The organism is Microbacterium sp. MYb66, from assembly GCF_002979435.1.
Lineage (GTDB): Bacteria > Actinomycetota > Actinomycetes > Actinomycetales > Microbacteriaceae > Microbacterium.
The window spans coordinates 264,856-281,456 of sequence record NZ_PCOV01000002.1 but is presented as its reverse complement, the minus strand read 5'-3'; the positions used below and the strand labels follow the sequence as shown (position 1 = coordinate 281,456).

The 16,601-nt window shown below is 64.6% G+C and carries 16 protein-coding genes; 8 read left to right on the top strand and 8 right to left on the bottom strand.

Annotated features, from left to right (window positions below; all coding sequences use genetic code 11):
• Positions 1-53: 53 nt before the first annotated feature.
• On the bottom strand, positions 54-569 hold the full coding sequence (locus CQ045_RS05165; RefSeq protein WP_105722160.1) for a GNAT family N-acetyltransferase: 516 nt from the start codon (positions 567-569) through the stop codon (positions 54-56).
• A 66-nt stretch (positions 570-635) separates the two neighbouring features.
• Between CQ045_RS05165 and CQ045_RS05160 the strand changes: the two genes are divergently transcribed.
• Positions 636-1,463: a TSUP family transporter gene (locus tag CQ045_RS05160; RefSeq protein WP_105721611.1), complete on the top strand. Its 828-nt coding sequence runs from the start codon at positions 636-638 to the stop codon at positions 1,461-1,463.
• A 78-nt stretch (positions 1,464-1,541) separates the two neighbouring features.
• On the opposite strand, the gene aspS is transcribed toward CQ045_RS05160, so the two are convergent.
• Positions 1,542-3,323, bottom strand: coding sequence for an aspartate--tRNA ligase (gene aspS, locus CQ045_RS05155; protein ID WP_105721610.1), 1,782 nt, complete (start codon positions 3,321-3,323; stop codon positions 1,542-1,544).
• Between the two features lie 117 nt (positions 3,324-3,440).
• On the opposite strand from aspS, the gene CQ045_RS05150 reads away from it, so the two are divergent.
• A complete protein-coding gene (locus CQ045_RS05150) occupies positions 3,441-3,839 on the top strand; it encodes a DUF5684 domain-containing protein (RefSeq protein ID WP_219844395.1) in 399 nt (132 codons plus the stop codon).
• A gap of 1 nt (position 3,840) precedes the next feature.
• The gene (locus tag CQ045_RS05145; protein WP_105721609.1) at positions 3,841-4,470 is read left to right on the top strand and encodes a histidine phosphatase family protein; all 630 of its coding nucleotides are present in this window, start codon (positions 3,841-3,843) and stop codon (positions 4,468-4,470) included.
• Positions 4,471-4,475: 5 nt separating this feature from the next.
• On the opposite strand, the gene CQ045_RS05140 is transcribed toward CQ045_RS05145, so the two are convergent.
• Positions 4,476-5,366 carry an NAD(P)/FAD-dependent oxidoreductase gene (locus tag CQ045_RS05140; protein WP_105722156.1) on the bottom strand — a complete coding sequence of 297 codons (891 nt, stop codon included), beginning with the start codon at positions 5,364-5,366 and terminating at the stop codon, positions 4,476-4,478.
• Positions 5,367-5,610: 244 nt separating this feature from the next.
• Between CQ045_RS05140 and CQ045_RS19150 the strand changes: the two genes are divergently transcribed.
• Positions 5,611-5,901, top strand: coding sequence for a helix-turn-helix transcriptional regulator (locus CQ045_RS19150; protein WP_105721608.1), 291 nt, complete (start codon positions 5,611-5,613; stop codon positions 5,899-5,901).
• A gap of 5 nt (positions 5,902-5,906) precedes the next feature.
• Positions 5,907-6,287: a MerR family transcriptional regulator gene (locus tag CQ045_RS05130; protein WP_105721607.1), complete on the top strand. Its 381-nt coding sequence runs from the start codon at positions 5,907-5,909 to the stop codon at positions 6,285-6,287.
• Between the two features lie 82 nt (positions 6,288-6,369).
• Here CQ045_RS05130 and CQ045_RS05125 read toward each other — a convergent pair whose 3' ends face one another.
• Together CQ045_RS05125 and CQ045_RS19145 are read right to left on the bottom strand one after the other, a co-directional pair.
• Positions 6,370-8,112 (bottom strand): hypothetical protein, encoded by a 1,743-nt coding sequence (locus CQ045_RS05125; protein WP_146115189.1) that lies wholly within the window; start codon positions 8,110-8,112, stop codon positions 6,370-6,372.
• Positions 8,109-9,998, bottom strand: coding sequence for a translation initiation factor IF-2 N-terminal domain-containing protein (locus CQ045_RS19145; protein ID WP_374955015.1), 1,890 nt, complete (start codon positions 9,996-9,998; stop codon positions 8,109-8,111). The genes CQ045_RS05125 and CQ045_RS19145 overlap by 4 nt, the downstream gene beginning before the upstream one ends.
• Positions 9,999-10,307: 309 nt before the next feature.
• Between CQ045_RS19145 and CQ045_RS05115 the strand changes: the two genes are divergently transcribed.
• The 3 genes from CQ045_RS05115 (at position 10,308) to CQ045_RS05105 (ending at position 13,874) form a co-directional block, all read left to right on the top strand.
• Entirely contained in the window at positions 10,308-11,123 is an 816-nt protein-coding gene (locus CQ045_RS05115; RefSeq protein ID WP_105721605.1) for a metallophosphoesterase, read from the top strand.
• Positions 11,124-11,542: 419 nt separating this feature from the next.
• Positions 11,543-13,258, top strand: coding sequence for a DUF4209 domain-containing protein (locus CQ045_RS05110; RefSeq protein WP_105721604.1), 1,716 nt, complete (start codon positions 11,543-11,545; stop codon positions 13,256-13,258).
• Between the two features lie 40 nt (positions 13,259-13,298).
• Entirely contained in the window at positions 13,299-13,874 is a 576-nt protein-coding gene (locus tag CQ045_RS05105; RefSeq protein WP_105721603.1) for a hypothetical protein, read from the top strand.
• 114 nt (positions 13,875-13,988) lie between these two features.
• On the opposite strand, the gene CQ045_RS05100 is transcribed toward CQ045_RS05105, so the two are convergent.
• The 3 genes from CQ045_RS05100 to CQ045_RS05090 all read right to left on the bottom strand — a co-directional run bounded on the left by CQ045_RS05100 (position 13,989) and on the right by CQ045_RS05090 (position 16,581).
• Positions 13,989-14,540, bottom strand: coding sequence for a hypothetical protein (locus CQ045_RS05100; protein WP_105721602.1), 552 nt, complete (start codon positions 14,538-14,540; stop codon positions 13,989-13,991).
• Positions 14,541-14,937: 397 nt separating this feature from the next.
• Positions 14,938-15,324, bottom strand: a complete 387-nt coding sequence (locus CQ045_RS05095; RefSeq protein WP_105721601.1) for a hypothetical protein — start codon at positions 15,322-15,324, stop codon at positions 14,938-14,940.
• 159 nt (positions 15,325-15,483) lie between these two features.
• Entirely contained in the window at positions 15,484-16,581 is a 1,098-nt protein-coding gene (locus CQ045_RS05090) for a CHAT domain-containing protein (protein ID WP_105721600.1), read from the bottom strand.
• Between the last annotated feature and the right edge of the window lie 20 nt (positions 16,582-16,601).

Below are 16,601 nucleotides of genomic sequence, written 5' to 3'. Positions count from 1 at the left end.
CGGCTCCGGTGAACGGACGGTGGCGCGCCGGTGGCGGGACGGGGCCGCGCCGCTCAGCCCTGCGGCACCGTGTACTTGAAGCCGCGGTGCGAGCCGACGTAGCCCAGGCGCTCGTAGAAGCGGTGGGCGTCGATGCGGGCGGCGTCCGAGGTGAGCTGCACCATCGCCGCGCCGACCGCGGGCGCCGCGTCCTCCCCGACCCAGCGCATCGCCGCCGAGCCGATGCCCGAGGAGCGGAGGCCGCTCTGCACCCGCACGGCCTCGACCAGGAGCCGGCGTGCACCCCGACGCGCCATCCCGGGGATCGAGGTGAGCTGCAGGGTGCCGACCACCTTTCCGTCGAGTTCGACGACGAGCAGGTCGTTCGAGGGTTCGGCCAGGATCTCGAGGAGCGCCTGCGCGTACGCCGGACGATCTTCCGCCGAGGCCACATCGCCGCGCGCCGCGCTGATCGGGTCGTCCGAGAGCAGGGCGATCACGGCATCCGTATCGTCGCCCGTCGCGCGTCGCAGCAGCGCCGTCCCGATGCGCGATTCGAACGAGTGGGGCAGCGGGAGGGCGGCGAGCATGCGCCCAGTCTGCCAGCGGGCGGAGCGGATGCCGGCGCCCGGCCGACTCTCTGGAATCATGGCCGAGTGGATATCGGCGCCGTGCTCGGACTGGAGCAGCTCACCTGGGGGATGCTGCTGCTCGTGGTCATCGCCGCGTTCTGCGCGGGCTGGATCGACGCGGTCGTCGGCGGGGGAGGGCTGCTGCAGCTGCCCGCACTGCTGCTGATCCCGGGCATCTCGCCGGTGCAGGCTCTCGCGACCAACAAGCTCGCCTCGGTCTTCGGCACCGCGACCAGCAGCGCCACCTACTACCGTCGAGCGAAACCCGATATCCGCACGGCGCTGCCGATGGCCGCGATCGCACTGATCGGCTCCTTCGGGGGCGCTGCCGTCGCGACCGTGCTGCCCCCCGCCGCCTTCAAGCCCATCATCGTCATCGCGCTGCTCGCGGTGGCGCTGTTCACCGCATTCCGACCGCAGATGGGGGCAGCGACGCAGTTGCGCTTCCACGGGCGCAGACACCACATCATGGCGGGCGCGGCCGGACTCGGGATCGGCTTCTACGACGGGATGATCGGACCGGGTACGGGCACCTTCCTCGTGATCACCCTCGTCGCGCTGCTCGGCTACGACTTCCTGCAGGCGAGTGCGAAGGCCAAGATCGTCAACCTCGCGACGAACATCGGCGCGCTGCTGCTTTTCATCCCGCACGGGGCGGTGCTCTGGCTGCTGGGCGGCATCCTGGCGGTCGCGAACGTGGCGGGCAGCTATCTGGGTTCGCGGATGGCGATCTCGAAAGGGACCACGTTCATCCGCGTGGTGTTCCTCGTGGTGGTGATCGCGCTGATCGCGAAGCTCGGCGTCGACGTCTGGAACGAGAACATCCTCCCGGCGTTCGCGCTCCTCGGCTGAGCGTCGCAGAAAAGCGCCCGGGCCGCAGGAATCCGAAGATACCCTGCGACCCGGGCGCGAGTCCGCGTGATGACGGGCTCAGGCCTCGTCGTCCTCGGGCTCGTAGTCGACTCCGGCCTCGGCGCGCTGCGCGTCGGTGATCGGCGCCGGAGCGGAGGTCAGCGGGTCGAAGCCGTTTCCGGACTTCGGGAACGCGATGACCTCGCGGATCGACTCGGTCTTGGTCAGGTGCTGCAGCACGCGGTCCATGCCGAGCGCGATCCCGCCGTGGGGCGGTGCGCCGAACTTGAACGCGTCGAGCAGGAAGCCGAACTGCTCGTCGGCCTGCTCGTCGCTGATGCCCATGACCTCGAACACGCGCTTCTGCACGTCTTCCCGGTGGATGCGGATCGAGCCGCCGCCGAGCTCGGAGCCGTTGCACACGATGTCGTACGCGTAGGCGAGGGCCGAACCGGGGTCGGTGTCGAACGTGTCCTGGAACTCCGGCTTCGGACCCGTGAACGCGTGGTGCACGGCGGTCCAGGCTCCCGCGCCCACAGCCACGTCACCCGAGGCCACGGCGTCGGCCGCAGGCTCGAACATCGGGGCGTCGACGACCCAGGTGAACGCGAACTCGTCGGGGTTCAGGTAGCCGAGGCGACGGCCGATCTCGACGCGTGCGGCGCCGAGCAGCGCACGGCTCTCCTTGGTGGAACCGGCGGCGAAGAAGACGCAGTCGCCGGTTTCGGCGCCGACGAGCTCAGCGAGCCCGGCCTGCTCGGCCTCGGACAGGTTCTTCGCGGCGGGTCCGCCGAGAGTGCCGTCCTCGTTGAACAACACGTAGGCCAGGCCACGGGCGCCGCGCTGCTTGGCCCAGTCCTGCCACGCGTCGAGCTGCTTGCGCGGCTGGCTCGCGCCACCGGGCATGCGGACGGCGCCGACGTACTCGGCCTGGAAGACGCGGAACGGGGTGTCCTGGAAGTACTCGGTCGCATCGACGAGCTCGAGTCCGAAGCGCAGGTCGGGCTTGTCGGAGCCGTACTTCGCCATGGCGTCGGCGTAGGTCATGCGCGGCAGGGGCGTGGCCACCTCGACGCCGATCGTCGCCCACATGGCGACGATGAGCGACTCCATGAGGGTGATCACGTCTTCCTGGTCGACGAAGCTCATCTCGATGTCGAGCTGCGTGAACTCCGGCTGGCGGTCGGCGCGGAAGTCCTCATCGCGGTAGCAGCGCGCGATCTGGAAGTACTTCTCGACGCCGCCGACCATCAGCAGCTGCTTGAACAGCTGCGGCGACTGCGGCAGGGCGTACCAGCTGCCGGGGCTCAGACGCGCGGGCACCAGGAAGTCGCGGGCGCCCTCGGGCGTCGAGCGGGTGAGGGTCGGCGTCTCGACCTCGGTGAAGTCGTCGGCGTGCAGCACATCGCGGATCGCCTTGTAGACGTTCGAGCGCAGGCGCAGGGCGGATGCCGGTGCCGGGCGGCGCAGGTCGAGGTAGCGGTACTTGAGTCGTGCCTCCTCGCCGACGGTCTCGGTCTCGGCGAGTGCGGTGGAGACCTGGAACGGGAGCGGCGCGGACTCGTTGAGCACCTCGACCTCGCTCGCGATGAGCTCGATCTCGCCCGTCGGCAGGTTCGGGTTCGCGTTGCCCTCGGGACGCAGCGAGACCTCGCCGGTGACCTTCAGGACGAACTCGTTGCGCAGCGGGTGCGCGATCTCCTCGTCGCGGATGACGACCTGGGCAATGCCCGAGGCGTCCCGCAGATCGATGAAAGCGACTCCTCCGTGGTCACGACGGCGATCGACCCACCCCGCGAGGGTGACGGTCTGACCGATGTGCTCGGCTCGCAGCGAGCCTGCCGAGTGGGTGCGAAGCACGGAGTATTCCTTCTGATCTGGGAAATGGGGAACCCGCCCATTCTACGGGGGTGCGCGGCTGCTCCCGGCGGGGCGGGTCGTCGATCAGTAGGGTGTCTGTGAACGGAAGGTACCCCTATGAATCTCGCTCTCGTCCCCGCGGCCGACGTGCCGGTCGTCCCCGACTTCTTCACGCAGATCTTCTCCGGAGCCACCGGTGTGGTGGCGCTGGTCTTCTACATCCTCCTCGCCGTCGCCTGGTGGAAGGTGTTCACCAAGGCCGGGTACCCCGGAATCCTCGCGCTCATCCCGATCGTCAACGCGATCTTCCTTCTGCGCATCGCCGGAATGTCGGGCTGGTGGGTGCTGCTCTACCTGGTGCCGATCGCCAACGTGGTGCTCGCGATCGTCGTCGCCGTCAAGGTCGGCGCTCGCTTCGGCAAGGGCGGGGTCTTCTCGTTCTTCCTGCTCTTCGTGTTCTCGTTCGTCGGGTACTTCATCCTCGGCTTCGGCGACTCCCGCTACAGCAAGGCGTGACATGACGGCGTCCCGGCTGCACCTCGTCCGACACGGCGAGGTGCACAATCCGGCTCGCGTGCTCTACGGCCGGCTTCCCGATTACCACCTGAGCGCCGCGGGCCGGGGGATGGCCGCATCGGCGGCTGACCATGTGGCCTCGCTCGACCGCGGCGTGAGCGCGCTGTACGCCTCGCCGCTGGAGCGTGCCCAGGAGTCGGCGGAGCCGTTCGCCGAGCGGTTCGACCTCGTGCCCGAGATCGACATCCGTCTGATCGAGCCGACGAACGTGTTCGAGGGGACGCAGATGCGTCGCTCCCTGATGAACCCGATGAACTGGTGGCACCTGCGCCGGCCTTCGCTGCCGAGCTGGGGCGAGCCGTACAGCTCGATCGCGGAGCGCATGCTCAGCGTCATGGACGAGGCGTGGGACGCGGCGTCCGAGGGCGATGTCGTGATGGTGTCGCACCAGGCCCCGATCTGGATCACGCACCTGCGGGTGGCGGGTCTGCCGCTGCGACACGACCCGCGCACCCGGCGCTGTGCCCTGTCGAGCGTCACCTCGTTCGAACGCGTCGGCGATGTGTGGCGCGAGGTCGCCTACGCCGAGCCTGCCGCGATCGGCGGCGCCGTCGACGTCGGCGCGGTCTGACCCGCTCAGGCGAGGGACTGGATGATGCCGACCGCGGCGAGCTGACCGGCGGCCGCGGCCAGCAGCACCGAGGCCATCGGGCCGGGGAGGCTCGCGCGGTGGGCGAGGTCGCCGGCGGCGAAGACACCGGAGGTCGAGGTGCGGCCGAAGTCGTCGATCTCGATCGATCCGGACTCGAGCATCCGCAGCCCGAGCTGAGCGGCGAAGGGCGATCGCTGGCGCATCGTCCCCGATGCCACGAAGACGCCGGCGACGGTGAGCTCCCCGTCCGCCGTGCGGATGCGCACCGCGTCGTCCTTCTCGACGGACGCGACCCGTGCGCTGCTCACCCGCACGCCCTTCGCCTCGAGCATCCGCCGGTCCTCCGCCGTGAACTCCTCACCGACGGGGACGACCGTGATGTCACCGACGATGCGCCCCAGCAGACCGATCAGATGCTCCGCTCGGGGCGCCGCGCCGAGGATAGCGATCGGCTTGCCGGCGTGCTCGTGTCCGTCGCAGAACGGGCAGCTGAACGCGCTCGTGCCCCACAGCTCCTGCAATCCCGGTACGACCGGGAGGTCGTCGGCGACGCCGGTGGCGATGACGACCCGGCGCCCTTCGACCACCGAGCCGTCGGCGATCCCGACCAGGAACTCGTTCTCGACGCCCGAGATGCTCGTGGCGGCCGCATCGCGGATCTCGACATCGTCGTAGGCGGCGAGCTCGGCCCTGGCGGTCGCGCGGAACTCGGCGGGCGGCGCGCCGTCCTGGCCGACCATGTTGTGCATGTGCAGGACGGTGCCGTTGCGGTACTCGCCGGAATCCAGCAGCAGCGTCGAACGGTGCATGCGTCCGAGGGTCAGCGCGGCCTGCAGTCCTGCCGGTCCTGCGCCGATCACGATGGCGTCGTACATGGGGAGATCCTTCCGGTGTTCGGACTTGTCTTCGTCGTCAGTCTGTGACTTCATGTCAACATGAAGTCAAGCGCTGAGCATCCGTGGTCCGTCGGCGACGTCGCCGCCCGCTTCGACCTATCAATCGTCACCAGACCCGACCCCTTTGCACCTTCAACCTGCACCGCTCGGAGTGACATGATCTGGCGCCACATAGTTGACCCGCGTGTTTCTGCGGTTTCGACTCTCTCTCGCGGAAAGTGCCATGCCTAGGTCGCAGCGCGCTACTCCCGCGGATCTGTCCCCCTCCTGGCCTAACTCTCCGTCGACCGAGCCCGAGGGGGAGGTCGCACGGCTCCTGGCGCTTCGGTTGGAGGCAACGATTCCGTATCGAAGCGTACGGAAGGTCGCCGACATTGCGGGTGTCGATGAGGGGACGATCCGCAACATTGTGTCGGGCTCTCGGTGGCCGGACCTGCGCACGATTGTCCGGCTGGAGGAGGCGCTCGGCGTTGCCCTCTGGCCTGGGCGTTTGGATGAGGGTGGCCGACAGTGAAAGCCATGAGTATCGGTGACGTCGCTCAGGTGATGGGGTTACCCACCAACGTTCTCCGGCATTGGGAGACTGTGGGGCTGTTGAGGCCGGAGCGCGACAGCGGCGGCCGACGGAAGTACGACGAGGACCAGATCGTGCGCATCGCTGTCATCCAGCGCAGCAAGGGTGCGGGGATGACCTTGGAGCAGATCGGTGTGATGCTCGACGATAGTGCCCGCGAGCGTCATCAGGTGCTGCAGAAGCATCTCGACGACATCGACCGACGCATGGAGGACATGCTCCGATCTCGGGCGATGACTGAGCATGCGATGAACTGTCGGTCGCACGATATCGCGACCTGTTCCCGCTTCCGCGCGGGCGTTGCCGACGTGATGGCTCGTTTCTGACCCAGGTTTCATGTCGGCGAACCCTTCACAATCGGCCCTGCCGTCAAGTGTCGCCGGGGAGGGGTGAGCGCGTATGCGGTGGCTAGGCCTTCCTGCCGCTGGGCGTCGGCCTGTTCCCGCGCACGACTGCAATCACATTGCTCGAAATGACCACGCCGTCAGCGTCGCGGCTGTGCGTCACCCAGATCGACTGATCCAGACGTTCAGAGCTCGCCTGACGGCGATCCGTCAGGTCGAGAACGAGGAGCTGACCGAGAGGGACGTTGGTCGTTTGATAGGAGACAGTCTGCGGTAGATAGGCCGTCTCAAGATCGGTCCGGGTGGTGCGTTTGAAGTCTCTCTTCACCTCTGTGACGTACCGCGTGCCATCGTTGAAGTAGAGAACGACATCCGCGCGGCCACCCCCGATGCTCGAGACCTCCACCGCGGATCGTCCTGCCAAGTCACTCGAGTCGAGGAAAGCTTTGAACGCGTCCTGGACCTCGCGCTCCAATGGGACATCCTCATCTTTTGCCCACTGCGCGGTATACGAAGGCCGGACATCTGAGACGTGTGCGACAAATCGCACCGTGGAGTGGATGAGAGACATGAAGTCCTTCTCGGCATCGCCAGCAAAGGCCGAGTTTTCACCGAGTTCATTCTTAAGCTTGTCGAGTAGCTCGCGCTGAGTCCTCGGCGCTGTGGGGATGTAGTCCGCGTGGCTGCGGGAACCTGACATTGTCAGTTTCTGCGTCAGCAGACGAGCCCACTTCAGCGCGACATCGACATCACTCTTGCGGATCAGCTGGCTGCGTTCGAGTCGATCTTTCACGGGCAGCAGTTCCGAACGCATCACAGCCCACATCGCCTGATTTACACCGAGGTTTCCGACATCCGCATTCTCAAGCACATCGAGCGTTTCGGCGAGGCTCAGCCATTCGAGTGGGTCGCGGAGTTCAACGACAGACTCCGCACTCGCGTAGGCCGCCACAGACGCGCGCGCGAATGCCTCGTCAGCGCGCTCGTTCCCCAACAGCTCGATGGCCCAGGCCTTGCCCCATAGTGCCTTCGCGCGCGCTCTCAACGCCTGCTTGAGCGCCCGCTCCGCCGTCCAACAATGGGCGGAGATCTGCCCGAGCTCGATGTGAGGGCGGCGCATTCCCGCTATGACGTCCGCCAACGCGGCCGGAACCAGTGTCGCCGCGTCTGCGAAGTTCCAGCTGTGTCCGTTAGTTTCGGGTACGAGCAGTCCTGAGCTAAGGAGCGCGTCTCGAACGGGCTCGCCGATAGAGCGGAAGTCGTGCTCTTCGCGCCCATCCTGGAACACCAGTGCGTCAAGTTCTGCGCACGCGACTTCGCCGAGCTCACGAAGGGCCTCTGCCAGGACGATGTCGATTGGCACGCCTTCTGACGCAACCTCTGCTCCGAAACCATCATGGTCGCCGACGGAGTAGCACGGTGGTGCCAGCAGTTTCGCGTCGAGGAGGACCTGACTTCCAGGGACAGTAGGGAAAGCGATTCGTGGGGCCCGTGACAGGAGAATCACTCGCGATCCAGCGTCACGATCCGCGTTGACGCGCTCACGCAACTGCCCGAGAGTGGGGGCGTCGGGCTCCAACAGTGCTTCGAGGTCGGTGACGAGTCTCAGGGCGGTGTCCAGTTCAGGCTGCGCCAAATACTCCGTGACCGATAGGACGTCGTCCATCCGAGGAACGAGAGCTTCGCGCGCACGCGGGTACGCAGCACCGAGCTGTGCGAACACGATGTTCCATCGTGCGCACAGTTGCAATGCTCCTTCCACCCAGCCATTCAATGACGGTTCCGACTGCTGCGTCTCGTCGGTCACGCGAGCTCCAACAGGACGCTGAGCTCGTCGATGCCGTCGGCTGTCTGCAGGATGCCCAGATTGCGGAGGCGGCGAGCCGCTTCTGGCTCTTCTTTCACAAGCTCGGCCATCTCCGCAGGATGTTCGCGCATGAGTGTGAGAACGACTCCCTCGTTGGGATAGTACCGATCCACGTGGTCGAGCATTTCGCGTACGTGGCCTCGTACCGCAATGGACCAGTCCTCGAAATGGCGGAGTACGGTCGCGCGTGTGATCCGACGTTGCATTACATCCATTGGAAGACTCGCCACAACCGTCGAAGCGAGGTTGCGGTAGAGGTATGCGTGGCCGCCAGACGCTTCGTAGAAGGAGCTGAGAGCGCCCGGGTCAATGGCGATTCCCATACGAGCGCCCAAGTTTGTCGCGAGGCGATCTGCCTCACCTGACTCCAGTGGGCCGACGTATCTGAGCTTTGCCCAGGAGAAGAGCGGGTTTGGTCGGCCGTAGAGCCGGCCGCTCTCGAGTATGGCGCTCGTGAGTCCGGACAGCAGGAAGGTGAAGTTCGAGCTCTCTTGCACCACACCGCGGAGTGCGGCGAGAAGTTGAGAGATGCGGGGCATCGGGCCCTCGGCCACGTCGACGCCAGCAGGCGTCAGGTACTCGATTTCGTCGAGCATGATGAGTAGACGGTAGTCATCCTGCTCCAGCTTTCGCGCCAGGGTCTGGAGCGCGCTCTTGAACTGCTGGATGGAAGGATATTCGGGGATCTGCGCCAACTTGCTCGCGCTGAGCTTGCGTCGACGTAACTCGTCGAGTAGCCGAGCCCGCACATCGGCGAGGATGTCGTCGACTGGGTCCTCGGGCGGAGAAGGATATGACTCAAGGTCGATCAGGACAGAGATGACGTTGTCTGCCACGAGATTCTCGCGAAGTTCATAGAGGACGCTGGTCTTCCCTGCCTTCCGCAGCCCGAAGATGCCTGAGACACTCTGGCTGAGAACGTCTTCCCTGAGAGTCTGAAGCAAGGTCTTTCGACCGAAAAATGTCGCCCCGGACACCGGCGTCGTCTCGTTGAACAGATCCCTCGCGTGTAGGTGTTCTCTCAGCAGGGACACGAGACCCACGGGGTTTTCTTCGTCGAACGCCCAGGGGATCGCGAGCCTGCCCGGGACGGACCAATCGTCGAGCTTTAGTTGCGCTCGATGATCTCTAGACCAGATGAAAATCACGTCGGGGGTGACATTGCGTTTCAGCGAGCGCAGTTCTTCGAAGGCCGCCTCATATGTGCGGATCTGGAGATCTGGGTAGGGCGTGTAAAGCACCATCACTTCTCGGGTGAAGCCGAACGCGGATTCAATGGCTCCGCTGAAACGAACGAGCGCAACTGTCGACCCGCCGAGTGTCTGATTCTTCGCTGGTGCGACATATACAACCTGCGAACCGAGCCGCGCAAGAGCGCTTCGATGGTCCGCCATCGCGGGGAAGCTGTTCTTACTCTCTGCCTTGGCGATGGCCGCAACGAGGTCTGATTGAGTTGGCGCTTTGACGGGGTTCGAGTGCCAGCCAAACTCGCGACTGGAAGGAGCAGAGGGGTCGACCGCGAGGACTTCCGCGGGATCCAACGAGAAGGGATTGCGAACCTTGTTCCGCTGTGCTTCTACTACACCCGGCCTCGGAGGCGAAGGACGTCGACGTACTGGTGATGGAGGTGACTGACGCGAGGCGAGCGTTGCCCCGTAGGTCGCAGCCAGTCGGCGTGCGACGGGTGGCTCGATGGTGGAAGAGGGACTCTTGACGAACTCGCCCATGTCCTTCAGACGAGTCAGCAGCTCACGCGGATCGACTCCTAGTTCGGCAGCAATCTCATGCACACGTGGCTTCGCCAAAATCTCGTCCTTCGGTTTCATTGGCGCTTGCGGCGCGCACCAAGACTCCTCCCAGAGCCCGTGGCTCGGAGCCTATCGGGTTCGGCGTTGGTATCGAGATTGCGAGACGACCGATAGGCAGCGCCCGTCAACGAAGTCGTTCATCGTCTCTCGCTCGTCGACGCGTCCCGCAGCGTGGTGACCGCTGTCTTCGTCGGGGATCCCCCTCCTGGTCGCCGAACGTCGCGTGAAACGAGTGCAGAGGTGGGTGAAAGCGGCAAGCTGTCTGGAATTGCGGAATGTAATCCGCTGAATTGCTATGCTTCAGCGACGACCGACGGAGGCGTGGCCATGGAAGCGTTCGAGTACACAGATCGCATAGTGCTGGATGACCAGCGCGTGGCGGTGTGCGGAGACTGGCACGGCAACGTCGGCTGGCTCAGAACGCTCGCGAAGGTCTTGCCCGCGCTCGCGCCTGAGGTCACAACGATTCTGCAGCTCGGAGACTGGTGGATGGACCCGTCGGTCACAGATGAGGTCTTCGCCGGCACCAGCATCACCCGGATCTACGTCACGTTGGGCAACCACGAGCCTTGGTCCGAGATCACGCCGTTGCTTGAGCGACGGCCAGGAGCGGCGGTGCGCGTCTCCGCAACGACCTGGCTGCTCCCGCGCCCCGCCAGACTGACCATCGGTGGACGCTCGGTCATCTCGCTTGGAGGCGTCGCATCCGTTGACCGGCTCTGGCGCATAAGCGGCGCCGGGTGGTGGCCGGACGAGGCCATCGCAGATGACCATGTCGCAAAGGCTATCGAAGGCGGTGTGGCGGACCTGATGATGACCCATGAATCACCGGCTCGCACGCCGGTGCGTGCGGTGCGTGAGGTGCTGCGCACGAACCCGATGGGGTTCCCAGAAGAGACGCTGGCGGAGTCCCAGGAGTCACGAGCGCGAGTGGCAAAGGTCTGGGACGCGGTCCAACCTGAACTTCTGATGCACGGCCACATGCACGTCGCCGGCGGCAGGGCGAAGAAGGATGGGCGTCGCGTCGCGAGCTTCGGACGTGACACGATGCAGGGCGGTCTCGCTTTCCTTGATCTGAGCACGTTGCGACTAGAAGTTCCGACCGTCCAGCAGATGAGGGCGGCGGCCTTTCCTGGTGAGTAATGATGGGCACATTCGCACGCGGGAGGAACGGCTCAACGGCGTCCTCGAAGCGTTCCACTCCTGCCACCTCGACGGATTACAACCATCTCCGGACGCTATTCGCGATGGGTGGAACTACGTCGAAGGTCGGCGCACCCTCGACTAGCTCATTCAGGACGTGATCCTTCGACATACCAAGGGGTTGACCGGCGGAGAAACCCCAGCCGATGGGCGTGAGCGCCGTGGCTAAGCAGCGCGCTTCCCGACGTCGATCCGTCCCGAGCCATCGATATCCTTCGAGCCGGCCACTTCGACAAGGGGTTGACCGAAGCGGAGGGAAACGCCTGTGCGTGATCCCGCCATGCCGGTGCGTTGGCAGCGCCTGTCAGGGCGAGATGCGTCGCCGTCTGCGGTGCTGAGCCAGCCAATAGTGTGGTCGCATGGCAGACGACAACTCGAATTCGGTCGACTCAGTCGCCGGAGACTCGGCCGACTACTACGAACTCTTCAGCCAATTCCGTGAACGTGCCGACGCTGCGCCGGAGTTCGGCATCCTGGCGAAGGTCACGTCGATGATGCTCATACGGAATGGGGGAGACCGGGCGAGGTTTCAGCCGCTCGGCGAGTTCGCAGGTACCTCTACTTTCACGACGGCTCAGATCACTCGCGACGACATCGTGCTCCTCCGATCTGTGAAGACCGCCAACGTCGCTGTGACTGCACGGGTGCATGATGTTCTGTGGGAGTTCACCAAGGGGAAAGAGCGCATCGAGCATGTGCATCTCGCCATTGACGCGTACCTGGAGCTTGCATCCAGCGTCGACTGGCACAAAGCGGATGACCTCCTCCACAGAGCGCTGGAGCTGTCAACGCGATTCCAAGGCTCAGACAAGGGAGAACGGATAGCGCGTGTGCGCGATGTCGCGCGCACGTCGCTCGACGCAGGTGCATCGTCGCCGGGGGAGCTTCTCGCCCTCTGCGAGCTGCTCAGGGTGTCTCGACCATCGTCCGAGGACCGTGACGTCGTGGTAGCCAACATCAACACCGCGCGGCGAGATGCGACCGCTGCGCGGGAACACGGCCTTGAACGAAATCTAATTCGAGAGTTGCAGCTGTGGGAGGACAATGACGACTCGAAGCAAGACCTAACCGCGGAGGTCGCGGACCTGTGGGTCGCCGAGGCTGATGCGAGACTTGAGGCGCCAGCCCGCAGCGCGTTTGTCGCGGCCTCCTTCCTCGAATCCGCGGTTCAAGTCCTACGCTCAATCCCTCGGAAGCATCGAGAGCGTTTGAGCGTCGAACGTCGCATCGCGGAGCTGCGCTCTCGAATCGCCGAACTCGGCGAAGAGGCCGTCGACGAGATGACGGAGTTCACGTCTACAGAATTGCCACTCGGCGAGTATGCGGAAGCTGCCCGCCGTGTTGTGACCGGCGTGGGCGCAGGTGAGGCACTGCTCCGTCTCGCGCAAGTCGCCAGCCTGACGACCGAGGCCGCCGAACGCGAGCTTGCTGAACAGATTCTCGATAGCACCCTCATGCTGATGCTTCCCACCACCAGCCTCACGCACGATGGGCGCGTCGCGGATAAGGCCACGGCTGAGGAAGCTGTCGAACGACAGATGGGTGAGCTTGCTCACACTCGACGTAGCATCGCTGTTCTAGGTCAGATTCTCCCAGCATTGCGCGTTGCCCGAGCAGAGCACTCGTTGAGCAGGAGCGACTTCGTGCAGTTGGCGTTCGACTCTGCCGTCGTTCCATCCGGGCAGGAGCAGTTGTTTGCCTCGGGGCTGTTCGCCGGATGGAACATGGATCTCGATGCTGCCGTGCACATCCTTGTCCCTCGGATGGAAGCTCTGGTTCGGCACCACCTCAAGGGTGCCGGAGTGCACACCACTCATCTCGACCGCGACGGCATTGAGGACGAGATCGCTCTGCCAGCGCTGCTCGACAAGCCTGAGGCCGCAGACGTGTTTGGGGTGGACCTCATCTACGAACTGCGCACTGTCTTCGCCGGACGTTTCGGCGCGAACCTTCGACACAACGTTGCACACGGTCTCGTCGTGGACTCGATGCGTGGTTCGGTCGTGGGGCTGTACTCGTGGTGGCTGATGCTACGAATCGTGACCGTGCCGTTCTGGAGCCGAGACAGCGAGTAGCCGCGTTAGCGCTGCGGCCGCGTGTGGATATTCTGACGAGATGACTGACACGCCCCCGCCACGGTCCTCGCGCGCGATTGACTGGCCAGCGGAATGGGCGCGGGACGAGAAGTTTTGGCGCGAAGTCGCAACCCGGACCATCGCGGGTGCGCTCACGCTGATTCTCCTCGGCGTTCCATCGCTGATCTATTTGATGCTCGCGGGGCAGTTGGATGCGTCTGTCGGGATCCCGATCCTCATCGGCATCGCCATGGTGCTTGTTATTGGAATCATCTGGTGGGTGACCCGTTTGCTCGTCCACTCCCTTGAGAGGCGACGCCTAAGCAGCATTGTGCGGGAAGAGCGTTCACGGGCCACGGGCGGTGCTGCGGTTAGCGCCGAGGGTATAGCCCGGCTCGTCGAACAGTTCTTGCGGCGGCGCCGGGAACGAGGCGATGCGTTCGGGGATGAACTAGAGGAGGCTTTCACCCCCCGCCGCGAACAAGCGTCGGAGCTCAGTCCTGAAGCACTGAAGAAGATGGAGCGGGTGGCAAGCCTAGCGAGATGGGCGACGCCGGTTGTAGGCGCCGTCGCTTCGATTGCCGCCGGAGTCGTGGGTTCGCTCTTCTTACGTTAGGGGGACGCCGATCCGAGGAATTCGGCTGCGGGAATCGACCTGACTGCGTCTTCGGGATGCTCTCACGTGGGAAGGCTGTGGCCTTCGAGGAGATCGGCACGTTCGGACGCCGTATTAGACCACGCGAGGGTCAGCCAGGACGAACGGGATGATCTTGTCCGAGACCAACTTACGGATCTTGTACCGCTGCTTCGAGGTGATGGTGGTCTTGTCCCGCTTGCCGAACATCTTGAGTAGGAACTCATAGTCATTCGCCCCGTCCCCATAGTTGTAGCTGTCAGGGGTGAACGCGCCTTCCTCGAAGAGAAACTTCAACGCTGCACGTGAGAAGAACTCGGTCGTCATCTCCACGGCCTTACCGGCGTTCGCCGCGGCCTGCACAAAGGCGAGCTTGTAGAGCACATCGACTCGACGGTTGAGGTCGGTGCGACCGAAGTGCTCCACGCACGAGCTGCCAATCGGGTAGAGCTCCGCGCCGTTGACCTCGTTGGCGATGGTGTACATCCACAGCAGCCCGGTCTGACCGCATACGCACACGCCATCGCTCGTCGGATGCTCCTCCAGTGACGTCACGTCCCACTCGAGCAGCGCCTTCTTCCAGGTGTCTGCGTCTGACGCCGCGATGACCGCGCTTCTCAGTACTTGAAAGTTCGCTGTTGTCCCCATGTCCCCATCCCCAATCGGTCTGACTGTACAGCGAAGTTGACGGCGGGTGGGGGCTGTGACCACCTTGCGCGTCCGAGAGACCGGCACTCGTGTCTAGTCGTCTGAATCGATGGGCCGCCAACGGCCGGACGCGACCTTAGGGGTCCAGGCTGATGCGTTGCACCGCTAGTTGCAGGCCGTCTGTGTCGCCGGCGCTGGCCACCGATAGGCCTGCGATCTCGCGGACGTACTCGGTGGCGCTGAACTGGTCTTCGGCATCGCGAGGGGTTGCTGCGTCCGCTCATGTGTGGTTGTCGATCTACAGACTCAGCGCACGCAGATGGCGCTAATGAGCGCCCGATTGCAGGCTGGGCAAGCGTGTTAGGCGTTCAGTTCGGAGCCTCGTGTGCGAGCTTGGTCATGCGCTCAACCTCTCCATGAAAGAGGCAGGAGCGTCCTGTGGGCGCCCATCTGCTCCGATGAACAGGTAGAAGAACTGCGTCGTCAGACGCGTCGCGCGCGACCGCTCGGAGCGTCTCGTGCTCAGTGCCCCGGCAGGGAGGACATGCTCTGCCCACACGTCCCCGACGATCTCGCGGACCCATGCTTCTGCTTCCTCGTGGCTGACGGGCAGACGGGTGCCAAGAAGCCAGTGGCGCGCAGCAACCGACAAGGTGAGCACCACGCCATCGAGCGCGGCGTCATCCATCATCGCCGTTTGGTCAACGGTGTCGCCGATGACCGTGAGCTCCGCGTGCCTATCTGCGACCGACGGGAGAGGCCCGAGCAGTTTCAGCGCTGGCATCTGCTGAATGTCTCCGGACTCGACCCACGCGCAGGAGTCCGCCTCGTGAATGAGAGAACAGCCCCCGCCGGAACAAACGGATTTCTGTTGCGTTCTTGCGGGACTGTGTTCTGATGTCGACCACGCTCCGAACCGTAGTCAGGATTTCCGACACCGCCGCTAATTCGCTGGTTCGACGAGTACGAGGGCGTCGGGATCGACGTCGTCGCGGCTACCCAACTTCGGCAGGTGATGGTCCCCGACGCCCTCGGCCTCCATCTTCACCTTCGCCTGTCTGAGCGCGGTCCCCACCGACTGCGCCGATGCGATGGCGGCGTAGAACGCGGACGCGAATACAATCGCCGCGTCGTCCCCGATGGTGTCTGACATTCCGATGATGACGGGGGCGACGGTCAGAAGCTCGGCAGCACCGCCGAGGCTCTCGCATGCGTTCAACACCACGAGCTCCGGCGGAGAGTCGGTGACTGACAGCACCCGAGCGAGGAACTTGAAATCGATCCCCGCACCGTCTTCGTCACCCGCCTCGTTCTCCATCAGGAGGCCCGTGTAACTGGCATGTCCGGAGAAGTGAATCACATGGGGACGGTGGTCGTTCAGTCCCTCGATGAGATCGTTGATGGTCGCCGCTGGCAACTGCAGAACCTCGACCTGGTCGCGGTACCTGGATCCTCGGAGTGACTTCTTGACCTGGCGCAACTCCTGCTCCACGCGCAGCCACTCGCGTGAGTAGCTCACGGTGCCGTCCTCGTCGACTTCCCCGTACTCGATAGCTCGCGGGTTCGATGTGACGTACAGCACGCGAAGCTTCTCCTGCTTCGGCGGTTCAACAGGCGTGTATCGAATCACGGTCGGGACGCTCGCGCGGGCGACCGCCCGCGCGTGGGTGAGCTCTGCCTGCCGCCGACTGGACGCCTCCTGCCTCGCGCGGGTAGCCGTCGCACGCTGTTCGCTGCTCTCGGCGGAACGCAATGATGCCATCTTCGAAGCGATGGTCTTATCAACCGTCGCGAGGTCTTTGCGTGCCCCTGCGATGTTCTTCTCCGCCGCGGCCACCTTGGTGTCTTCGCGCGACGCTGCCGTCAGCGACGACCGTCGCGTGCTGTCGTTCTTCGTCCGAGCTGCAGCGTCGCGTTTCTTCTGAGCCGCGACGCGGGCTGTGGCAGCCGCCTTCTCGTTCTTGGCGATGGTCGCCGACAGCGTCGCCTTCTTGCTTTCGAGCCGTGCGATATCTGACCGCAAAGTGTCGCTACGGGACATGCTGCTCCTCGAGTCTCGGG

Bases quoted from the DNA above. Each gene is read 5' to 3' on its own strand.
- CQ045_RS05150 (WP_219844395.1), top strand. From the start codon at position 3,441: ATGAATCTCGCTCTCGTCCCCGCGGCCGACGTGCCGGTCGTCCCCGAC.
- CQ045_RS05165 (WP_105722160.1), bottom strand. From the start codon at position 569: ATGCTCGCCGCCCTCCCGCTGCCCCACTCGTTCGAATCGCGCATCGGG.
- CQ045_RS05100 (WP_105721602.1), bottom strand. From the start codon at position 14,540: ATGGGGACAACAGCGAACTTTCAAGTACTGAGAAGCGCGGTCATCGCG.
- CQ045_RS05105 (WP_105721603.1), top strand. From the start codon at position 13,299: ATGACTGACACGCCCCCGCCACGGTCCTCGCGCGCGATTGACTGGCCA.
- CQ045_RS05115 (WP_105721605.1), top strand. From the start codon at position 10,308: ATGGAAGCGTTCGAGTACACAGATCGCATAGTGCTGGATGACCAGCGC.
- CQ045_RS05140 (WP_105722156.1), bottom strand. From the start codon at position 5,366: ATGTACGACGCCATCGTGATCGGCGCAGGACCGGCAGGACTGCAGGCC.
- CQ045_RS05110 (WP_105721604.1), top strand. From the start codon at position 11,543: ATGGCAGACGACAACTCGAATTCGGTCGACTCAGTCGCCGGAGACTCG.
- CQ045_RS05130 (WP_105721607.1), top strand. From the start codon at position 5,907: ATGAGTATCGGTGACGTCGCTCAGGTGATGGGGTTACCCACCAACGTT.
- CQ045_RS05095 (WP_105721601.1), bottom strand. From the start codon at position 15,324: ATGCCAGCGCTGAAACTGCTCGGGCCTCTCCCGTCGGTCGCAGATAGG.
- CQ045_RS05090 (WP_105721600.1), bottom strand. From the start codon at position 16,581: ATGTCCCGTAGCGACACTTTGCGGTCAGATATCGCACGGCTCGAAAGC.
- CQ045_RS19150 (WP_105721608.1), top strand. From the start codon at position 5,611: ATGCCTAGGTCGCAGCGCGCTACTCCCGCGGATCTGTCCCCCTCCTGG.
- CQ045_RS19145 (WP_374955015.1), bottom strand. From the start codon at position 9,998: ATGAAACCGAAGGACGAGATTTTGGCGAAGCCACGTGTGCATGAGATT.
- CQ045_RS05145 (WP_105721609.1), top strand. From the start codon at position 3,841: ATGACGGCGTCCCGGCTGCACCTCGTCCGACACGGCGAGGTGCACAAT.